The sequence below is a fragment of the Cupriavidus sp. H18C2 genome (assembly GCF_049393795.1).
Taxonomy (GTDB): Bacteria; Pseudomonadota; Gammaproteobacteria; order Burkholderiales; family Burkholderiaceae; genus Cupriavidus; species Cupriavidus pauculus_C.
Map to the genome: position 1 here is coordinate 1,718,071 of NZ_CP186011.1, position 19,357 is coordinate 1,737,427.

At 69.7% G+C, this 19,357-nt stretch carries 16 protein-coding genes; 13 read left to right on the forward strand and 3 right to left on the reverse strand.

The window, feature by feature from the left end; translation table 11 throughout:
* Positions 1–258 precede the first annotated feature (258 nt).
* Both EPAKOI_RS24305 and EPAKOI_RS24310 read left to right on the forward strand, forming a co-directional pair.
* Entirely contained in the window at positions 259–1,311 is a 1,053-nt protein-coding gene (locus tag EPAKOI_RS24305; RefSeq protein WP_124685603.1) for an alpha/beta fold hydrolase, read from the forward strand.
* A 9-nt stretch (positions 1,312–1,320) separates the two neighbouring features.
* On the forward strand, positions 1,321–1,467 hold the full coding sequence (locus EPAKOI_RS24310; RefSeq protein ID WP_423193941.1) for a MarR family transcriptional regulator: 147 nt from the start codon (positions 1,321–1,323) through the stop codon (positions 1,465–1,467).
* Between the two features lie 56 nt (positions 1,468–1,523).
* Here EPAKOI_RS24310 and EPAKOI_RS24315 read toward each other — a convergent pair whose 3' ends face one another.
* The gene (locus EPAKOI_RS24315) at positions 1,524–3,536 is read right to left on the reverse strand and encodes an alkaline phosphatase D family protein (RefSeq protein WP_423193942.1); all 2,013 of its coding nucleotides are present in this window, start codon (positions 3,534–3,536) and stop codon (positions 1,524–1,526) included.
* Between the two features lie 254 nt (positions 3,537–3,790).
* On the opposite strand from EPAKOI_RS24315, the gene EPAKOI_RS24320 reads away from it, so the two are divergent.
* Positions 3,791–4,513, forward strand: coding sequence for a type II secretion system protein N (locus EPAKOI_RS24320; protein WP_253700295.1), 723 nt, complete (start codon positions 3,791–3,793; stop codon positions 4,511–4,513).
* A 9-nt stretch (positions 4,514–4,522) separates the two neighbouring features.
* Here the strand turns inward: EPAKOI_RS24320 and EPAKOI_RS24325 are convergent, their stop codons facing one another.
* Entirely contained in the window at positions 4,523–5,080 is a 558-nt protein-coding gene (locus EPAKOI_RS24325; RefSeq protein WP_423193943.1) for a cupin domain-containing protein, read from the reverse strand.
* A 216-nt stretch (positions 5,081–5,296) separates the two neighbouring features.
* Between EPAKOI_RS24325 and EPAKOI_RS24330 the strand changes: the two genes are divergently transcribed.
* Positions 5,297–5,521, forward strand: coding sequence for a hypothetical protein (locus EPAKOI_RS24330; RefSeq protein WP_124685606.1), 225 nt, complete (start codon positions 5,297–5,299; stop codon positions 5,519–5,521).
* A 171-nt stretch (positions 5,522–5,692) separates the two neighbouring features.
* Complete coding sequence (locus tag EPAKOI_RS24335) at positions 5,693–7,174, forward strand: PQQ-dependent sugar dehydrogenase (protein WP_423193944.1); 1,482 nt, start codon at positions 5,693–5,695, stop codon at positions 7,172–7,174.
* A 22-nt stretch (positions 7,175–7,196) separates the two neighbouring features.
* Here EPAKOI_RS24335 and EPAKOI_RS24340 read toward each other — a convergent pair whose 3' ends face one another.
* Positions 7,197–8,087 carry a LysR family transcriptional regulator gene (locus EPAKOI_RS24340; protein WP_423193945.1) on the reverse strand — a complete coding sequence of 297 codons (891 nt, stop codon included), beginning with the start codon at positions 8,085–8,087 and terminating at the stop codon, positions 7,197–7,199.
* Between the two features lie 105 nt (positions 8,088–8,192).
* On the opposite strand from EPAKOI_RS24340, the gene EPAKOI_RS24345 reads away from it, so the two are divergent.
* The 8 genes from EPAKOI_RS24345 to EPAKOI_RS24380 all read left to right on the forward strand — a co-directional run bounded on the left by EPAKOI_RS24345 (position 8,193) and on the right by EPAKOI_RS24380 (position 19,319).
* Positions 8,193–9,746: an AMP-binding protein gene (locus EPAKOI_RS24345; protein ID WP_423193946.1), complete on the forward strand. Its 1,554-nt coding sequence runs from the start codon at positions 8,193–8,195 to the stop codon at positions 9,744–9,746.
* Between the two features lie 9 nt (positions 9,747–9,755).
* Complete coding sequence (locus EPAKOI_RS24350) at positions 9,756–10,928, forward strand: acyl-CoA dehydrogenase family protein (protein ID WP_423193947.1); 1,173 nt, start codon at positions 9,756–9,758, stop codon at positions 10,926–10,928.
* Positions 10,929–10,986: 58 nt separating this feature from the next.
* Entirely contained in the window at positions 10,987–11,976 is a 990-nt protein-coding gene (locus tag EPAKOI_RS24355) for a tripartite tricarboxylate transporter substrate-binding protein (protein ID WP_423193948.1), read from the forward strand.
* Between the two features lie 136 nt (positions 11,977–12,112).
* Positions 12,113–13,012: a helix-turn-helix domain-containing protein gene (locus tag EPAKOI_RS24360; RefSeq protein WP_423193949.1), complete on the forward strand. Its 900-nt coding sequence runs from the start codon at positions 12,113–12,115 to the stop codon at positions 13,010–13,012.
* Positions 13,013–13,110: 98 nt separating this feature from the next.
* On the forward strand, positions 13,111–14,085 hold the full coding sequence (locus tag EPAKOI_RS24365) for a Bug family tripartite tricarboxylate transporter substrate binding protein (protein WP_423193950.1): 975 nt from the start codon (positions 13,111–13,113) through the stop codon (positions 14,083–14,085).
* 37 nt (positions 14,086–14,122) lie between these two features.
* Positions 14,123–14,440, forward strand: coding sequence for an NIPSNAP family protein (locus tag EPAKOI_RS24370; protein ID WP_313839055.1), 318 nt, complete (start codon positions 14,123–14,125; stop codon positions 14,438–14,440).
* A 318-nt stretch (positions 14,441–14,758) separates the two neighbouring features.
* Positions 14,759–16,975, forward strand: a complete 2,217-nt coding sequence (locus EPAKOI_RS24375; protein ID WP_423193951.1) for a DUF6351 family protein — start codon at positions 14,759–14,761, stop codon at positions 16,973–16,975.
* A gap of 175 nt (positions 16,976–17,150) precedes the next feature.
* Positions 17,151–19,319 carry an alpha/beta hydrolase domain-containing protein gene (locus tag EPAKOI_RS24380; protein WP_423193952.1) on the forward strand — a complete coding sequence of 723 codons (2,169 nt, stop codon included), beginning with the start codon at positions 17,151–17,153 and terminating at the stop codon, positions 19,317–19,319.
* Positions 19,320–19,357 lie beyond the last annotated feature (38 nt).

Sequence of the window (19,357 nt, forward strand, 5' to 3'; positions counted from 1 at the left end):
GTCCGACACATGCCGCCTGCGGGGGGCCCCTAGACTCACTGCCAACAAGCCGCCCGCTGCCGGGCGCGCCGGCCGGATCGGCGCCCTGGCGTGCCATTCGGAAAGCAGTGGTCCCGGGTCTATATCGCCGTGGCCGCCGGGGCGCTACACAGCATAGGTCGGTCTTGCATCGGCCGTGACCCGAATGTTTCACGTACCCGGCGCCGTGGCGCCGCATCGCAGTACAACGCCTGCGTCTGGACGCAAAAAGGAGAAATCATGAAGAAGAACATCGACCTGCCCCGCCGTAACTTCCTGGGCACCGCCGGCCTGGCCCTGGCCGCCGCCCAGCTTGGCATGATCGGCTCGGCCAACGCCCAGTCGGCCGTGTCCAAGGCCGCGCCGCTGACGCCGGTCACGCCCGGCACGCACACCTCGTTCGGCACGATCAAGCAGATCAACGCCGGCGTGCTGAACATCGGCTACGCCGAAGTGGGCCCGGCCGACGGCCCGGTGGCGCTGCTGCTGCACGGCTGGCCGTACGACATCCACGCGTTCGTCGACGTGGCGCCCCTGCTGGCCCAGCGCGGCTACCGCGTGATCATTCCGCACCTGCGCGGCTACGGCACCACGCGGTTCCTGTCGGCCGACACGATGCGCAACGGCCAGCCGTCGGCCATGGCCGTGGACATGATGGCGCTGCTGGACGCGCTGAAGATCCGCAGCGCCGTGGTGGCCGGCTTCGACTGGGGCGCGCGCACCGCCGACATCATGGCCGCGCTGTGGCCGGACCGCTTCCGCGGGCTGGTGTCGGTCAGCGGCTACCTGATCGGCAGCCAGGCCGCGGGCAAGCAGCCGCTGCCGCCCGAGGCCGAACTGCAGTGGTGGTACCAGTTCTACTTCGCCACCGACCGTGGCGTGGCGGGCTACCAGAAGTACACGCACGAGTTCTCGAAGCTGATCTGGAAGCTGGCGTCGCCGCAGTGGAAGTTCGACGACGCCACGTTCGCGCGCAGCGCCGCGTCGCTGGACAACCCCGACCACGTGGCCATCACGATCCACAACTACCGCTGGCGCCTGGGCCTGGTCGAGGGCGAGGCGAAGTTCGACGACATCGAGAAGAAGCTGGCCACGGCGCCGACGATCAGCGTGCCGACCATCACGATGGAAGGCGACGCCAACGGCGCGCCGCACCCGTCGCCCAGCGCCTACAAGAGCAAGTTCACGGGCCGCTACGAGCACCGCGACATCACGGGCGGCATCGGCCACAACCTGCCGCAGGAGGCGCCCACCGCCTTCGCGCAGGCCGTGCTCGACATCGACCGCAAGTAAGGCGCCGCCATGCTGCACCGGCTGCTGATCCTGGCGACGATGGCGCTGTCCGCGCTGGCCTGCGAGATAGGCGGCGGCGCCGGCCGCTGCGCGTGGAAGGGCACGCCGGGCCAGTACCGCGTGGACCCGCCACCGGGCCGGCGCCGCAAGCCGTAAGCGGGCCGCCCCGGCGCGGCAGGCGTCCTCCCCCGCCTGCCGCGCGCCCTGGGCCGCTACGACACGCTGACGTCGGCCGTGTTGGCTGCCACCTCCAGCAGCCGCGTGCTGGCCGTGGCCGGCGATGGCGCCGTGCCGCCGTTGAGCCGCTGCATCGTGTGGAATGTACAGCTGAGCTTGCCCGGCGTCAGCGTGACCAGCGCGTAGCCCTCGGCGTTGGTGTCGACATGGCGCAGCCACGGGTTGAACGTGCGCAGCGTGGTGTCGAACGTGTTGACCAGCGTGCCGCCCACGTCGCTGTAGATCAGGTCCCGCAGCGCGGCAAACGCCGCGTCGCTGTCCACCACGGTACGGAACGAACTGAGCAGCGTGTTGCTCGATAGCCCCGCCGTGACCAGATCCACCATCACCGGGACCGGGCTGGCGGCATCGTAGTCGTCCATGACCTGCCCGCCGAAGAACGCGTGGATGTCCCCGCTCAGCGCCACCACGTTCTTGACGCCGTTGGCCTTCAGGAAGGCCATCAGGTTCTTGCGCTCTGCGTTGAAGCCGTCCCACTGGTCCGCATTGAGGATGAACTTGCCCAGCAGCGACGCCGGCGGCAACCGCGCCTCGACGAACGGGCGGACATTGGCGTCGAAGCTGGCCGCGTCGATGCCGGCCTGCGACATCACGTTGCGCAGCGCCGTATAGGCCAGGTTGGCGTAGCTGCCAGCCGCCCGCGCCGCGGCAAGATCGCTGGCCAGCGCCGTGGCAATCGCGTCCTCCACGGCCGCCAGCGCGCTGTTCGCCAGCACCAGCGCCCGCGCCACCAGCCGCGAGACGGCCTGCGTGATGTCCACCTGCATGCGCAGGGCGGCAAGCTGGTTGCCCCAGAGCTTCCACGTCGTGCCCGCCCCGCCCACGCGGTCCTGCCACCACGCGCGCTGCGCATCGCCCAGCATCGACACCGGCGTCAGCGCGCCGCCGGCCGTGGCGATCTTGGCCGCCTCGGCCGTCGCCAGCGTGTCGAACGGCACCAGGTACAGGCTGCCCACCGAGCCGCCGGCCGTCGGTTCCGGAATCACGTGGTCGGCCCGGTACAGCCGCTCGTCGGTCATCAGCAGCGTGGCCAGGTTGCCGAACGTGAACGCGCGATAGATCTGGATGTTCTGGAACGACGGATTGGCGGCGTCGAAGCTGACATCGGCCGGCATGTATTCGAACCACGCCTGGCTGGCCGCGCGCCGGCGGGCCGTGCGGGGTGTCAGGTCGTCGTCGGCGTCATAGGTCTGGCGGTCCTGCCAGCAGTTGTCGGAGAACTCGTGGTCGTCCCAGATCGCGATCATCGGCGCGGACGCATGCAGCGCCTGCAGCCGCGCGTCGGCGCGATAGCTGCGGTACAGGTAGCGGTAGTCGTCGATCGTGGTCGCATAGACGCTGCCGTCGGGCAGCGCGGTGCCGTTGGGCAGGGTCAGCGCGCCGTGGCGGTCTTCCACATTGCCCGCGCGCGAGCCGCCCGGCACGGCCTCGTAGATGTAGTCGCCCACGTGGACGATGAAGTCCAGGTCCTGCTGCGCCAGTTCCTCCATGCCGCCCCAGTGGTTGGCGTTCCAGTCCTGGCAGCTCACGAACGCGAAGCGAAGCTGCGACAGCGCGGTGCCGGCCGCCGCGGCGGTGCGGGTGCGGCCAACCGTGCTGGCCCGGTTGCCCAGCAGGAAGCGGTAGTAGTAGCGCGTGCCGGCCGTGAGCCCGGTGACCTTGTTGCGCAGCGTGTAGTCCCATTCGGGCCGCGCCATCAGCGGTTCGTTGACGATCAGCCCCTGCGGCGGGAAGTCTGCCTGCGTGGAGACCTGCAGCCGCACCACCACGGGCCGCTTGCCGTTGCTGCCCTCGACGCGCGTCCAGACCACCACGCTGTCGGCGCGCGGGTCGCCGGAGGCCACGCCATGGACGAAATTGAAGTTTTCGGGATTGCCGGTGTCGGGGGGTGGATCGTCGCCGCCCCCTCCGCCGCACGCGGCAAGGCCGCCTGCGGCAACGGTGACGGTGAGAAATCCTCCGAGCCTGAGAAAGTGACGACGGTCCATGGCTGTTCTTCCTTGATGTGGGGAAACAAACAGCCGGAGACGGGATGCCGGGCAAGCATCGGGCTGTCTCGCCGGCAGGTCGCATCTGGATACTAGTGTCGGGCGCGCGGGCCTGCCGTCAGTGAAGCGCCGACATCGGCATCGGAATAACGCTGACAAGCGCCGGCATGTCCCGCCTGCGCCACACCAAAACGCCGCGGCGATCTGCTACGCTAGCCGCACCTCAAAGAACCCGCCCCCAAGGCGCATGCCCCGTGCCCCTGTCATCCCGGCTTCCGCTCCGCTTCGATCCCACCGCCGCCTGGCTGCCCCGGGCCGTGGCGCTGCTGCTGTTCGTCGCCCTGTGCGCGCTGGTCACGCACTGGGTGCTGGCGTTCAGCGCGATGCGGACCATCCCGGTGCCCAAGTCGGCCCGGATCGCCCAGACCGAGGCCGTGGAAACCGGCGCCGTGGCCACGCTGTTCGGCGGCAGCGCGCAGTCGGGCGTGCGTGACGTGCAGTTGATCGGCGTGGTGGCGGACCTCGACGGCGTGGGGCCGGCGGCGGCCATCGTGTCGCTCGATGGCGGTCCGCCCAAGGCGGTGCGCGCGGGGGCGACGCTGTCGTCGCAGATCCGGCTGGTGGAGATTCACGGCCGCAACGTGGTGATCGAGCGCAACGGCGTGCGCCAGGAGATTGCGCTGCCGCTGCAGAACACCGTGGCGGCCGGCGGCCGGGCCAACGTGCCCGCCGCGCCGCCTGCCGGGGCCGCCGCGCCGCTGTCCACGCCGATGCCGGCGCCGGTGCAGTCCACCGCGCCAGCCGTGTCCAGCGCACCGGTGCGGCCCGCGCCGCAGTACCAGCCCGCACAGCAGGCGCAGCAGGCCCAGCCGGCGCAGATGCCGCAGCCGACGCCCGATCCCAACCAGCAGATTCCCGGCCAGCCGTTCCAGGCGGTGCAGCCGCCCGGCGAGCCCAACCAGATGCCCAAGCCCTGACGGGCGCGGCTACAGCGGCAGGCAGCAGAGCAGCACGGTGGCCGTGGTACGGCCAAGCGCGCCCAGGCGCCGCAGCGTCATCGACAGCCGCTGGCCGATGCGGGCCAACAGCCCGTGCCGCGTGCCGGGCTTGCGTGCCAGCCGGCGGGCAATGCGCACCGGCAGCCGCAGGCCGCGCGGCACCGGGCTATGGCAGAACGCCACCTTGCGCACATAGCGGTCCACTTCCCAGAGCCACGACGACCCATAGGGAAAAAACGCCACGTCGCCTTCGGCCAGCACGCGGGACTGGCCCTGGCTGTCCGTGACGCGCACGCTGCCTTCCAGGATCACCACGACTTCGTCGAACTGGTAATGCCATTCGAACGTGCTGCGCGTGCAATCCCACATCGTCGTCCAGGCCGAGCCGTCCTGCGTGGACGAATGGTCGCGGCAGCGGGTGACCGGCGCACCGGTGCGAATCCAGTCCGGTTCGATCGGACAGGGCTGGTCCGGCAGGTTGCCGATGTTGCCGAAGACGCCTGCCTGGGGATGCTGCCGGAGCGGGGCTGCGGGGGTATCGAGCATTGAGGTTCCTCGTGTCGGATTCTGTCGGCTCAGGGCCATCGCCATGGTCCCTGCTCGAAATCGGCCGCAATATGCGCCAACGCACATAACACCCGCATTGACAGCATTGCCGAACACGTCACGCGCCGCCCGCGCGCCACGTACGATCCTTGCTTGCCCGGTGGTCTTTACCGTGGCGCACCATCGCGGCGCCGCACGCACCAGACGGAGGTCCCCATGAAGAACCCGTGGCTGAAGAAGAACCCGATGCTGAGCCTGTGGCTCAGCGGCGCCAACGCCGTGGCGGGCGCGGCACGTGGCCGGGCAACCAGCGAGGCCCGGCGGCAGACGGCGCTGGCCAGCACGGCGTTCACCAACGCCGCCATCGACGCCTGGACGGCCGCCCTGACGCCGCCAAAGCCACGCAAGAAGCGCAAGGCGTCGCGGCGCGCCAAGCGCTAGTCGCGCTGGCAGGTTCCTTGCTGTGTCGCGTCAGCACGACGGCGGCAACGCGCGCATCGCCATCGTGCAGCGGCCCGGCCCCCCACGTTCCCGATGCGGTTTCAGCAGGAACGTGTAGGCACTGCTACCCGGCATTACAAGCGTGCGGACAGCAGGTTCCAGGAGCCAGCCATGACCAGCAGCTTTCGGTGGGTCGCCAGCGTTCTGCTCGGCGGATGCATATGCGTACTGGCCGCCTGCGGCGGCGACGGGTCGGGCAGCGGCACCACGGCCGACGCCGGGGCGGGCTCGGGATCGGCGCCCGGCTCGGGCACTGCCGCCGGCCCGGCCACGCTGTCGCTGGCTGTCGCGGGCCTGCCTGCCGGCACCGACGCCAACGTGTCGGTGGCCGGTCCGGGCAACTTCCAGCAGACCGTGACGCGCTCGGCCACGCTGCCGAACCTGGCGGCCGGCACCTACACCATCACGGCCGGCGACGTCCTCAACGGCACCTCGCTCTACAACGCCGCGCAGGCCACGCAGTCGGTCACGGTCGATGCCGGCAATCTCTCGCCGACCGTCACCGTGGCCTACAACGCGCCCGAGACGATGCGGCTGAGCCTGGCCGCGGTGGCGGGCGGGCTGGACGCGCCGATCTACCTGACCGCGCCGGCCAACGACCCGCGGCTGTTCGTGGTCGAGCGGCCCGGCCGCATCCGCGTGATCCGCAATGGCGCGCTGCTTGGCACGCCGTTCCTGGACATCTCGTCGCTGACCACCACCGATGGCGAGCGCGGCCTGCTGTCGATGGCGTTCGATCCGGACTTCGCCACCAACGGGCGCTTCTTCGTCTACTACACCGATACCGGCGGCGCCATCACCGTGGCCCGCTACCGGGTGACCACGCCAGGCGCCGACGTGGCCGACGCCAGCGGCACGGTGCTGCTGTCGATCCCCCACCCAGGGCAGTCGAACCACAACGGCGGCCAGCTTGCGTTCGGGCCGGACGGCATGCTCTACCTGGGCACCGGCGACGGCGGGGGCGCCAACGACCCGCCCGGCAACGCACAGAACAACGGCTCGCTGCTGGGCAAGATGCTGCGCATCGACGTGCGCGGCAACGGCTACGCGGTGCCGCCGGACAACCCGTTCGCCAGCGGCGGCGGCGGCCGGGGCGAAGTCTGGGCGCGCGGCCTGCGCAACCCGTGGCGCTTCTCGTTCGACAGCGCCGGGCTTGTCTACATTGCCGACGTGGGCCAGGACGCGCGCGAGGAGGTCAACATCGTCCCCGCCTCGGCCCCGGGCCTGAACTACGGCTGGGTGCGGCTGGAAGGCACCGTCTGCGTCAACGGCACCAACTGCGACACCACCGGGCTCACGCCGCCCGCATTCGAGTACAGCCACGACGACGGCAGCTGCGCGATCCTGGGGGGCTTTGTCTACGCCGGCAGCGCCGTGCCGGAGCTCAAGGGCCGCTACTTCTACACCGACCTCTGCAAGGGCGCGCTGAAGAGCTTTGCCTACCGCGGCGGCACGGTCAGCGAGTCGATCGACTGGTCGCTGCCGCTGCCGGGCACCGTGTACTCGTTTGGCAAGGACGCCGCCGGCGAGCTGTACGTGCTGGCCGAGACCAGCGCGGGCGGCCAGGTGCTGCGCCTGCAACGCGCGCCGTGAGCGCCGCCATGCGCGCCATCGCTCAGGCCACGCGCGCGGCCAGCAGGTCGATCATCCGCTGCGCCAGCGGCGACAGGTAGGCGCCCGCGCGCGACATCACGCCGACGCGCCGGCCCAGGTCCAGCGCGTCGGCGCGCAGCGCGATGGGCCGCAGGCTGGCGCGCTCGCTGTTGCCGGTGGCGCCGGCGATGCACAGCAGTTCGGTGCCGCGCACCAGATCGAACAGCGTGGCGCTGCCGAAATCCGTTTCCACGCGCAGGATCGGCGCGGGCAGCCCCAGGTCGGCGAATGCCACTTCGAGCTGCTGGCGCACCAGCACGTGGGCGCTGGGCAGCAGCCAGTGCTGGTCGACCAGATCGGCCAGCCCGAGGTTGCGCCGCCGGTGCAGCGGATGGTCCTCGTCGGCCACCACGGCCAGCCGGTCGGTGAACAGCTCCCGCGACGCCAGGCCCGGATTGGGCTGGCGCGGCAGCGGCGCCACGGCCAGGTCCAGGTCGCCGGCCTGCACCAGATCCATCAGCTCGCGCGCCACGCGCATCGTCAGCCGCAGCCGCGCCACGGGCCGCTCGCGGATCAGTTGCCGGCAGGCGCCCAGCACCAGCCCGGCCGGCATCGATGGCGAATAGCCCAGCCGCAGCAGCCCCTGCTCGCCGGTCTGGATGCCGCGCATCTCCTTGATCGCGTCCTCGTATTCCAGCCGGATCCGCCGCGCGCGCTCCAGGAACACGGCGCCGGCCTGCGTGACGCGCATGCCCAGCGTGGTCCGCTCGAACAGCGGCACGCCCAGTTGCGCCTCCACGCGCTGGATGGCCTTGGTGACGGCAGGCTGCGTCATGCCCAGCGCCTCCGCCGCGCGCCCGATACCGCCATGGGTGCCCACCGCCAGCACGTATTCCAGATCCCGCGTCTCCATCGCCCATTCCCGTTGGTTATGACTTGATTCCCGACGCAGCATTGTAGTCATGTCCGGCATGGCCGAGACTGGTCGCACACAAGATCAGAAATGCAAGGAGACACGATGACGTTCGCCTATTTCCTGCGGCGCGCGGCGCGCTACTGGGGCGACAACCCAGCCGTGCTGTACCGCGACCGGGTGCTGACCTTCCGCCAGCTCGACGAACGCTCGACGCGGCTGGCCAACGCGCTGCTGGCGCTGGGTCTGCGCAAGGGCGACCGCGTGGCGATCCAGTCACGCAACTGCCCGGAAGTGGTCGAGATCGAATGCGCGCTGTACAAGGCCGGGTTGGTCAAGGCGGCGCTGAACCCGCGCTTCACGGCCGCCGAGGCGTCCGACGTGGCCGAGAACTGCACCCCGCGCGTGCTGATCGCCGGCCCCGGCTACACGGGCTATTCCCGCGCCACGCCCGGCTTTGGCAGCGTCGAGCATTTCTTTGCCATCGCGGGCGCCACCGACGGCTACGGCGCCTACGAGGACCTGATCGCCCACGGCGCCACCACCGCCATCGACTACGTGCCGCAGCCCGACGACCTCGCCGTGCTGCACTTCTCGTCCGGCTCCACCGGCAAGATCAAGGCCGCGATGCAGAGCTACGGCAACCGGCTGGCGTCGATGCGCAAGCTGATCCTGACGATGGACCGCCCGGCCCGCCCCGGCGACCGCCTGGCGCTGATCGGCCCGATCACACATGCGTCCGGCATGCTGATGCAGCCCTACCTGTTCCTGGGCGCCACGCTGGTGCTGTTCGAGAAATTCGACACCGCGCAGTTCCTGGCCGACGTGCCGCGCCTGCAGCTCACGCACGTGTTCATGGTGCCGGCGATGATCAACATGCTGCTGGCCGAGCCCGCGCTGGCCACGGCGGACCTGCGCAGCCTCAAGACGCTGGCCTACGGCGCCGCGCCAATGGCACCGGCCCGCATCCGCGAGGCATGGGAGCGCATCGGCCCGATCCTGTCGCAGGGGTACGGGGCCAGCGAATCGACGTCGGGCGTCACGCGGCTGTCCACCGCCGACCACGCCAAGGCACTGGCCGACCACCCCGAGCGGCTGGCGTCGTGCGGGCGCGCGATGAGCGAGACCGAGGTACGTGTGGTGGACGAACGCGGCCAGGAGGTCAGCGGCGACGCGATCGGCGAGCTGGTGATCCGTGGCGCCGACGTGTTCCAGGGCTACTGGGGCGAGCCCGATCTGACGCGCGAGGTGCTGGTCGACGGCTGGCTGCACACCGGCGACCTGGCGCGCGTGGACGCCGAGGGCTACATCTACCTGGTGGACCGCAAGAAGGACATGATCATCTCGGGCGGCTTCAACGTGTACCCGACCGAGGTGGAGGCCACGCTGTACCAGCACCCGGACGTGATGGAAGCGTGCGTGATCAGCGTGCCGGACGACACCTGGGGCGAATCCGTGAAGGCCGTGGTGGCGCTGTGGCCGGGCCGGCAGGCCAGCGCGGCCGAGCTGATCGGCCATTGCCGCGCGCGCATTGCCGACTACAAGTCGCCGCGCTCGGTCGACTTCGTGGCCGAGCTGCCCAAGAACGCCAGCGGCAAGCTGGCCCGCAAGCTCGTGCGCGAGCAATACTGGGTGGGCGCCGCCCGCCGCGTCAACTGAGGGGCCGCCATGTTCGACCATCTGACCAACCCGGTGCTGATCGAGACGCGCGCCGCCGTGCGCCGCTACATCGACGAGGAACTGCGCCCGCTCGAACGCGAGCTGGGCCTGGGCACCGAGGACCCCTGGCCGCTCGACGTGCTGCGCGGCGTCTGGCGCCGTTCCAGCGAACTGGGCCTGTACGCGGCCTGCCTGCCCGTGGAACTGGGCGGCCGCGGGCTCAATATCGCCGAGCAATGCGCGCTGAAGGCCGACCTGGCCGCCAGCGGCGCGGCGCTGGCATCGCATGTGCTGGGCGACCTGGGCGGCCCGCCGCGCGTGGGCAACATGCTCAAGTACGCCACGCCGGACCAGCTTGCGCGCTACTTCGAGCCGGTGATCCGGGGCCGCAAGTCCACCTGCTTCGCGCTGACCGAGCCCCATTCGGGCTCCGACGCGCAGAGCATCCGCACCAGCGCCGTGGCCGATGGCGACGACCTGCTCATCAACGGCACCAAGCACTACATCAGCGGCGCCCCGTTCGCGGACTTTGCCATCGTGATGTGCGTGACGGACCCCGCCACCACGCCGCCGGCCATTACCGCCGTGCTGGTGGACCTGGACCTGCCGGGCGTGACGGTCAGCACCGAGTACGTGCCGATGTCGGGCCAGCACATCGACGCCGACATCCACTTCGACAACGTGCGCGTGCCGCGCGCCAACATCTTCGGCGGCGAGGGCCAGGGCTTCCGGCTGGGCATGTCGCGCATCAACGTGAACCGGCTGCTGCACTGCCCGTCGATGCTGGGGCTGGCCACGCACGCCTACGCGGCGTCCGTGGCGTATGCCGGGCAACGCCGCCAGTTCGGCGGGCCGATCGCGCGCTTCCAGGCCATCCAGCATATGCTGGCCGACATGGCCGCCGCGCTGTGGGCCTGCGAGAGCATGATCGCGCAGACCGCGCTGCTGGCCGATGCCGGCGCGGACCTGCGCATGAAGGCGGCCGCGTGCAAGCTGTTCGTGTCAGAGCGCTGCTTCGAAGTGGCGGACAAGGCCGTGCAGATCCACGGCAACCTTGGCGTGACGCGCGGGCACCCGGTGGAGCAGATCTGGCGCAAGCTGCGCATGTTCCGCATTTTCACGGGCACCAGCGAGATCCAGCGCAATACCATCGCCAAGGCCATCCTCGACCCGGCAGCCTGAATGCCGACCCACGGCGACGCGGCTGCAGACCGCGCGCCGGCCAGAACAGGAGACAAGCATGAACCGTCGTCAGTGGCTTGCCACGGCGGGCGCCGCCGCACTGGGCGGCATGGCCTGCCGCACCGGCCTGGCTGCCGCCCCCGCCTACCCCTCGCGGCCGATCCGCCTGATCGTGCCGTTCATTGCCGGCACCGCGCCCGATGCGTCCGCGCGCAGCCTGGCGGCCGAGCTCGGGCCGCTGCTGGGCCAGTCGGTGGTCGTCGAGAACATCGGCGGCGCCGGCGGCATCATCGGCGCCCGGGCGCTCAAGCGCGCCGAGCCGGACGGCTACACGCTGGGCGTGCTGGCCAACCAGCACGTCATCAACGTGCACCTGTACCGCGATCCGCCGTACGACGCGACGCGCGACTTCACGCCCATCACCACGGTGTCCGGCGGCCCGGTGGTACTGGCCGTGCCGGCCGCGTCGCCGTACCGGACCGCGCGCGAGCTGGTGGACGCGATGAAGCGCCAGCCCGGCGCGCTGAACTACGGCTCGGGCGGCAAGGGTTCGGTGGCGCACCTGGCCGTGGAAAGCCTGCTGCACCAGACGCGCACCGAGGCCGTGCACATCCCGTACAAGGGGGCCAGCGAGATCGTCACGGCGATGGTCAGTGGGCAGACCCAGTTCGGCATGCCCGTGCTGTCGACGGCCGCGCCGTTCCTGCGCAACGGGCAGATCCGGCCGCTAGCCGTGTCGTCGGCGGCGCGCTCGGTCTACTTCCCGGACGTGCCGACGCTGGCCGAGGCGCTGCCACCCGGCTTCGTGCTCGACAACTGGAGCGGCGTCTTTGCGCCGGCCGGCCTGCCGCCGGCGCTCACCAGGCGGCTGTTCGACGCCATCGCCACGCTGCAGGCCAGCGGCAAGCTCGACGCATCGACCAAGGCCAACTCGGGCGAGCTGCGCAAGAGCGCGTCGCCGGCCCAGTTCGCGCAGATGGTGGCGGCCGAGAACGCGCGGTACGGCAAGCTGATTGCCGAGATCGGCATGCGCGGCGAGGCGGGCTGAGCGGCGCGGCCGGGATCAGAACGACCCGACCAGTGGCGCCGCATGACGGCGCCGCGCGAGCGGCAGGCTGCGCTTTCACGCCGGCTGGGATACGATGTCGACCGATCCCGCAGCCGCCCTCGCAAGGAACCGCCGCTTGTCAGAAGTCCTCCGCCCCGCTCCCGCCGACGCGTTTCCCACGTTCGAGACGTCCGATTTCGCGGTGGAAGGGACGTTCTACTTCGATATCGTCCGGCTCGAAGACCGCGACGACATTCCGCGCGGCTTCCTGCATCGGCACAACTATTACCACCTGCTGTGGATGACCCGCGCCAGCGGCACCCACATGCTCGACTTTGCGCATTTCGACGTGCGCGACCATTCGGTGTTCTTCCTCTCGCCGGGGCAGGTGCATGCGTGGACGTCGACGGTCAAGCCCTACGGCTATGTGCTGAACTTCAGCACCGACTTCTTTGCCCGGATGTTCCCGCGTGCCGACGACGCGGCCAGGTTTCCGTTCTACCAGCCCACGCGCGGCCACAGCGCGCTCTACCTGACATCCGGCCAGCACGACGCCATGCTGCCGCTGCTGGCCGAGATGGAGCGCGAGGCACGCGACCGGCAAGCCGGCTTTGCCGACGTGGTGCAGGCGTGCCTGCTGGTGCTGCTGACGCGGCTGCGCCGGCTGTGCCCCGAGGGCGAGCAGGCCGGCGAGGCGGGCCCGCGCCAGGCGCTGGCGCGGCGCTTCACGATGCTGGTGGAGACCCACTACCTGCGCTTTGGCGCGGTGGGCCAGTACGCCGAGGCGCTCTGCGTGAGCGAGCGGCAGCTCAACGACGCGGTCAAGCAGACCATCGGCCGCACGGCCAGCCAGGTGATTCAGGAGCGGGTGGTGCTGGAGGCCAAGCGGTGGCTGTCGAACACCGAGACCGGCATCGCCGAGATCGCTTTCCGGCTCAATATCGAGGATCCGGCCTACTTCGCGCGCTTTTTCAAGAAGCAGACCGGCCTGACGCCAGGCGATTTCCGGCGCAAGCACTGCCGCCCGCTCACCTGAACGGCGCGAAAAAGTGCAATACAACGTCTGAACTGTCCTAACGCCGCTGGCGCGGGCCTGCCTAAAGTGTCCCGACAAGAAAACCAGAGGAGACAACGATGTTCAGCGCAGCCGCCCGGCTGCGGCGCCTTGTCGTGGCCGCCGCACTTGCCTTCACCACCTTCCATGCCATGGCCGAGTATCCCGACCGTCCGCTGCGCGTGATCGTGCCGTTCGCCCCGGGCGGCGCCACGGACGTGATTGCCCGCACGGTGGCCCAGGCCATGTCGGCCCGGCTCGGCCAGTCGGTCGTGGTCGAGAACAAGGCCGGCGCCAACGGCAATATCGGCGCCGTCACCGCCGCACGCTCGGACCCCGACGGCTACACGCTGCTGATGGCCACGTCGAGCCATGCCATCAACGCGTCGCTGTACCAGAAGCTCAACTACAGCCTGACGCGCGATTTCGTCGCGCTGTCGAACCTGGCGTCGGTGCCGCTGCTGCTGGTGGTCAATCCATCGGTGCCGGCCAAGTCGGCCAGCGAGCTGGCGACCTATGCCAAGGCCAATCCGGGCAAGGTCAACTACGGCTCGGGCGGCACGGGCACCGCATCGCACCTGGCCGGCGAGCAGTTCAGCACGCTGACCGGCGCAAAGATGCAGCACGTGGCCTACAAGGGCGGCTCGCAGGCGCTGAACGACCTGATGGGCGGCCAGGTGCAGGCCATGTTCGCCAACCTGCCCGAAGTGCTGGCGCAGGTGCAGAGCGGCAAGCTGCGCGCGCTGGCCGTGACCGGCACCCGGCGCCACGCCGCGCTGCCCGACGTGCCCGCGTTTGGCGAGACGGCCTACCCGTCGATGACCATGCGGTCGTGGTTCGGCCTGTTCGTGCCGGCCGGCACGCCGCCCGCCGTCGTGGAAAAGCTGTCGCACGCCATCGTCCAGAGCGTGGCCGATGCGGCCGTCAAGGAACGCCTGAAGGGCCTGGGCGCCGATCCCGTGGGCGACGAGCAGCCCGCGTTCCAGAAGTACGTGAACCAGGAAGTGGCGCGCTGGGCCGTCCTGGTCAAGCAGTCCGGCGCCAGCGTCGACTGACCCAACCCTCCGCCATTCGAGACCGAAAGGAAACCTCATGCTGTACGACGTCCGCACCTACACCTGCCGCCCCGGCACCATCAAGAAGCATCTGGCGCTCTACGCCGAGCACGGCTTCGACACGCAGAGCCGCCACCTGGGCAAGCCGCTGGCCTACATGCAGACGGAGACCGGCGACGTGAACAGCTACATGCACATCTGGGTCTACGAGAACGCGGCCGACCGCGAGGCCCGCCGTCAGGCGCTGCAGAAGGACCCGGCCTGGGCCGACTACCTCAAGCGCAGCGCCGACGCGGGCTACCTGATCCGCCAGGAGAACCGGCTGATGACGCCGGTATCGTTCTTCCAGCCGTGAAGCAGTGAGCGGCCACGCGGCCGCCAGATGGACTGAGGGAAGCAGGGCGCGCGCCTTGCTTCCCTTTTTTATTTTTGGCCTCGCACCCGCAGCGCTGTGCGGCTCGAAGCGGCGTCAGGCATCCACCCGTCATCCATCGCCAGCCATTTTGTAATCGCGATATGGCGCACTGTTCAGCGCGGGCAATTTCTACCGTTACGCCGTTGCAACCGTTTTCGTTCAGGGTCCGGGAGCCTTGGACAATGCAGAACGGCGGCCTAAGCTCGCCTCAGGCGCCCATGTTGACGGGAGCCTCAAGACAACGATTGGAGACTCCCCATGAAATCGCTGAAGAGATGGCTCGGCGTCACGCTCGCCGGGCTGATGGCCCTTGGCCTTGCCGCGTGCGGCGGAGGCGGTGACGACGACCCCGGCATCGCGCCGACGGTCCAGTTGCTTTCGTCGCAACCCGAATACGTCACCGGCGGCACCGCGCTGATCGACATCGGCGTGCCCACGTCCGTCAACAACGACCGTCCGCTCAGGGTGCTGCTGAACGGCAACGACGTCACCGCGCAGTTCCGGCCCAGCCCCACCGACCCGTCGCACCGCCAGGCCGTGCTGAGCGGGCTGGCCAACGGTGCCAATGCCGTGGTGGCCAGCGTCGGCAAGGCGTCGAACACGCTGACGATGACCAACTATCCGATCACCGGCCCGGTGATCTCCGGCCCGTGGCAGACGCCGTTCGTATGCCAGACCAGTTCGTTCCAGCTGCCCGACGGCAGCACGCTCGGCGCCCCGCTGGACGAGAACTGCAGCGTCGCCACGCGCGTGAACTACCTGTACATGCCCACGCAGGGCGGCGCGCTGAAGGTGATGAGCGATACGTCGGCACGCCCGGCGGACGTGGCCACCGTCACCACGCTTGGCGGCGCGCAGGTGCCGTTCATCGTGCGCGTGGAAACGGGCACCGTCGACCGCGGCATCTACCAGAACGCCGTGATCCACGACCCGACCAGCGAACCCGCGCCCACGCCCACGTCGCCGCCCAAGGCATGGAACCGGCGGATGATCGCCATCGAGGGCTTTGGCTGCCCCGGCGGCTGGTACATCCAGGGCAGCGCGCAGGGCAACATCCAGTCGGCCGGCTTCGACTTCAGCCTGCTCAATACGCAGCGGCTGGCCGAAGGCTATGCGATGTTCGCCAACACGCTGCAGCATGCGTCGAACAACTGCAATGCGGTGCTGGCCAGCGAGGCCGCGATGATGTCGAAGGAGGCCACCATCGAACGCTTTGGCGTGCCGCTCTTTACCGTGAGCGCGGGCTGCTCGGGCGGCTCGTACGGCAGCGCCCAGCCGGCCGACCGCATTCCCGGCCTGTTCGATGGCGTGCTGATCTCGTGCACGTTCCCCGACCCGCTGTCGATTGCATTCTCGGGGTCCGACGGCCACCTCATCACGCACTACATCACGCTCAATCCATCGGCGCTGACTGACACGCAGATCGCGGCCGTGACCGGGTACAAGAGCCGCAAGGCGTTCGAGGATGCCGCCAACCAGGCCCAGCGGACCGACCCCGTGCCGGGACGCGTGGACTACGCGGGCTACAACTCGGGCGTGTTCAACGCGGCGGTGCCGGCATCGCTGCGGTATCACCCGGTGAACAACCCCACCGGGGTCCGGCCGACGGTCTATGACGCCGCGCGGAACATCTACGGCGTGGACAAGGCCACCGGCTTCGCGCTGCGGCCGTTCGACAACGTCGGCGTGCAGTACGGCCTGGCCGCGCTGAACAGCGGCGCGATCACGACCACGCAGTTCCTGGACCTCAACGAGAAGGTGGGCGGCTACGACCAGGATGCCAACTACGTGCCGAACCGCGTGGCCGGCGACCCCGGCGCCATCCTGCGCGCGTACCAGAGCGGCCTGCAGCTCGGCACCAACGGCGGGCTGGCCAGCATCCCCGTGTTCGACGTCACCGGCATCTACAACGAGGACACCGCCTACCACTACCAGTGGTTCCACTTTGCGCTGCGCGAGCGGATGGTGCGGGCCAACGGCGACAGCAACAACCACGTCATGTGGCGCGGCAACCCGGTGCCCGCGGACACGGCCTGGAACACGTTCATCACCTGGGTGGCCGCGTACAAGGCCGACGTCACGACCACGGCGCAGAAGGACAAGGTGGTGACGTACAAGCCGGCCAACGCGGTGGACGGCTGCTGGAGCAACGCGACGACGTTCACGCAGGAGGTACAGACGCTGAGCCAGATCGCCAACACCACGTGCAACGGCCTGTTCCCGTCGTGGACGGCGCCGCGCATCGTGGCGGGTGGCCCGGTGGCGGCCGACGTCATCAAGTGCGCGCTCAAGCCGATTGCCGCCACCGACTACGCGGTGATGTTCACGGGCGCCGAAATGACGCGGCTGCAGGCCATCTTCCCGAACGGTGTCTGCGACTGGTCGCGCCCCGGCATCAACCAGTCTGGCGTGGTGCCGAACGGATCGTTCGGGCCGTCGCCGGTGAACCTGGTGTTCGACATCACGAAGTCATAGCCGCCGCAAAAGCTGGCGCAGGCAGGCCGGGCACCCGCCCGGCCTTTTTTCTGGGCAACCGATAAATCGATCCAAACAATCAATTTATCAGCACAATGCCCAGCACCTATAGTCGAGGCGCCCTCCGTCGCATGAACGGACGGCTTCGACAGATAAAAGACCGAGGAGACACCCGATGGATGGACGTGCACAGGGCCGGCACGCGGCGGCGCTCGCGCTGGCGGCAATGCTGGCGGTGGCGGGCTGCGGTGGCAGCGACGACAACAACGGCGGCGGCAACACCGGCGGCGGCGGGGGCACGGGCGGCACGCCGCAGGCGCGCACCCCGGCGCAGACGCTGACGATCACGGGCCGGCAGGACTTTGCCGGCACCTACGGCGACGTGGGCCAGTACGAGCAGGTGACCGGCACGCTGCGCGGCGAGGTGGACCCGAAGGACCCGAAGAACGCGATCATCCAGGACCTGGCGCTGGCGCCGGTCAATGCCAACGGCATGGTCGAGTACACCGCCGACTTCACGATGCTCAAGCCCAAGGACATGAGCAAGGCCAGCGGCGTGCTGCGCTACGACGCGCCGAACCGCGGCAACATCCTGACGATGCCCAACCCGGCTGCGACGCCCAGCGACGCCGTGTACTTCGAACGCGGCTACGTGATGCTCTACTCGGCGTGGCAGGGCGATGTGCCGAAGTCCAGCCCGGCCCGCCTGACCGTGTCGGTGCCGGTGGCCAAGAACGCCGACGGCACGTCGATCACGGGCACCTATCGGACCGAACTGGTCCCCAGCACGGCCACGCCCGCGATGTCGCTGCCGGGCGGCGTGTTCAACGGCACGATGATCCCGTACGCGCCGGCCAGCCTGGACAACACCCAGCCCGGTTATTCGCTGACGCGCCGCCAGAACGAGACCGACGCGCGCGTGGCCATCCCGGCCGCCGACTGGAAGTTTGCCAAGTGCGACGCCAGCGCGCCATTCCCCGGCACGGCCGATCCGGCCAGCATCTGCCTGCGCGGCGGCTTTGACCCGCAGTACCTCTACGAACTCGTCTACGTGGCCAAGGACCCGAAGGTGATGGGCGTGGGCCTGGCCGCGCTGCGCGACACGGTGACGTTCTTCCGCGCCAAGGCCGCCGACAGCGCCGGCACGCCGAATCCGCTGGCTGGCCGCATTCGCTACACCATCGGCCAGGGCACGTCGCAGTCGGGCAATGCGATGAAGACGTTCCTGCACCTGGGCTTCAACCAGGCGCTGGACGGGTCGAAGGTGTTCGACGGCATGTACGCCCACGTGGCCGCGCGCCAGACCAACATCAACACGCGCTTTGCGGTGCCGGGCGGCGGCGGCGGGCTGCGCACCGACCACACCGCATTCGGGCAGACCGCGCCGCGCGGGCTGGACAAGGACTATGTGGACGACGTGGCCGGCAAGGCCGGCGGCGTGATGACCCGCTGCGCGGCCACCAGCACGTGCCCGAAGTTCTTCCTGGGCCTGTCCGGCACCGAGTTCTGGCAGTTGCAGGGCTCGCCGGTGCTGACCGACGCCAACGGCTTCGCCGACCTCAAGCAACCGGACAACGCGCGCATCTACTACTACACCGGCACGCAGCACGGCGGCGCCGGCGGCACGGCCAGCATCAACTACGCGCCCACGCGCAACGTCTATCCGGCCGGCACCGTGATCCACTTCAACGACACGTTCCGTGCGCTGTTCCTGGACCTGGAGGACTGGGTGGTCAAGGGCACCGCGCCGCCGCCGAGCCAAGTGCCCACGCTGGCCGACGGCACGCTGGTGCGTCCGGCCAGCCTGGTCTTCCCGGCGATGAAGGGGCTGTCCTGGCCCGTGGGCGGTGTCTCGACGCCAATCCCGGACTTCCAGTACCTGGCGCGCTACAACGGCTACGCGCTGCTCGATTTCGGGCCGCAGTACCGGCGCGAGGACGAGTCGGGCATCGCGACCATCCTGCCGCCCGCGAACCTGAACCGCGACTACGCGATCCTGGTGCCGCAGTTGGACGCCACCACGGGCATCCCGCGCGCCGGCATCCGCTCGGTGGAGGCACGGGCGCCGCTCGGCACCAGCATCGAGTTCAACTACGTCGCCACGCCGGGCATCGTGGACCTGTCGAACCTGACCGGCGCGTTCATCCCGTTTCACAAGACCGAGGCGGCCCGCATTGCCGCGGGCGACGGACGCCCCTCGCTGGAATCGCTCTACACCAACCAGGCCGGCTACGTGGCGGCGGTGACCGCCGCGGCCAACGACCTCGTCGCACAGCGGCTGCTGCTGCAACGCGACGCCGACGCCATCGTGGCGCGGGCCGTGGCAAACCCGGTGCTGCCGTGATCGGGTGAAAAGGGGGCCGGCTTGCCGGCTCCCGCTGG

Coding starts and splice junctions, on each gene's coding strand:
- EPAKOI_RS24315 (WP_423193942.1), bottom strand. CDS start 3,536: ATGGACCGTCGTCACTTTCTCAGGCTCGGAGGATTTCTCACCGTCACC.
- EPAKOI_RS24335 (WP_423193944.1), top strand. CDS start 5,693: ATGACCAGCAGCTTTCGGTGGGTCGCCAGCGTTCTGCTCGGCGGATGC.
- EPAKOI_RS24380 (WP_423193952.1), top strand. CDS start 17,151: ATGGATGGACGTGCACAGGGCCGGCACGCGGCGGCGCTCGCGCTGGCG.
- EPAKOI_RS24325 (WP_423193943.1), bottom strand. CDS start 5,080: ATGCTCGATACCCCCGCAGCCCCGCTCCGGCAGCATCCCCAGGCAGGC.
- EPAKOI_RS24355 (WP_423193948.1), top strand. CDS start 10,987: ATGAACCGTCGTCAGTGGCTTGCCACGGCGGGCGCCGCCGCACTGGGC.
- EPAKOI_RS24365 (WP_423193950.1), top strand. CDS start 13,111: ATGTTCAGCGCAGCCGCCCGGCTGCGGCGCCTTGTCGTGGCCGCCGCA.
- EPAKOI_RS24345 (WP_423193946.1), top strand. CDS start 8,193: ATGACGTTCGCCTATTTCCTGCGGCGCGCGGCGCGCTACTGGGGCGAC.
- EPAKOI_RS24305 (WP_124685603.1), top strand. CDS start 259: ATGAAGAAGAACATCGACCTGCCCCGCCGTAACTTCCTGGGCACCGCC.
- EPAKOI_RS24375 (WP_423193951.1), top strand. CDS start 14,759: ATGAAATCGCTGAAGAGATGGCTCGGCGTCACGCTCGCCGGGCTGATG.
- EPAKOI_RS24370 (WP_313839055.1), top strand. CDS start 14,123: ATGCTGTACGACGTCCGCACCTACACCTGCCGCCCCGGCACCATCAAG.
- EPAKOI_RS24350 (WP_423193947.1), top strand. CDS start 9,756: ATGTTCGACCATCTGACCAACCCGGTGCTGATCGAGACGCGCGCCGCC.
- EPAKOI_RS24310 (WP_423193941.1), top strand. CDS start 1,321: ATGCTGCACCGGCTGCTGATCCTGGCGACGATGGCGCTGTCCGCGCTG.
- EPAKOI_RS24330 (WP_124685606.1), top strand. CDS start 5,297: ATGAAGAACCCGTGGCTGAAGAAGAACCCGATGCTGAGCCTGTGGCTC.
- EPAKOI_RS24340 (WP_423193945.1), bottom strand. CDS start 8,087: ATGGAGACGCGGGATCTGGAATACGTGCTGGCGGTGGGCACCCATGGC.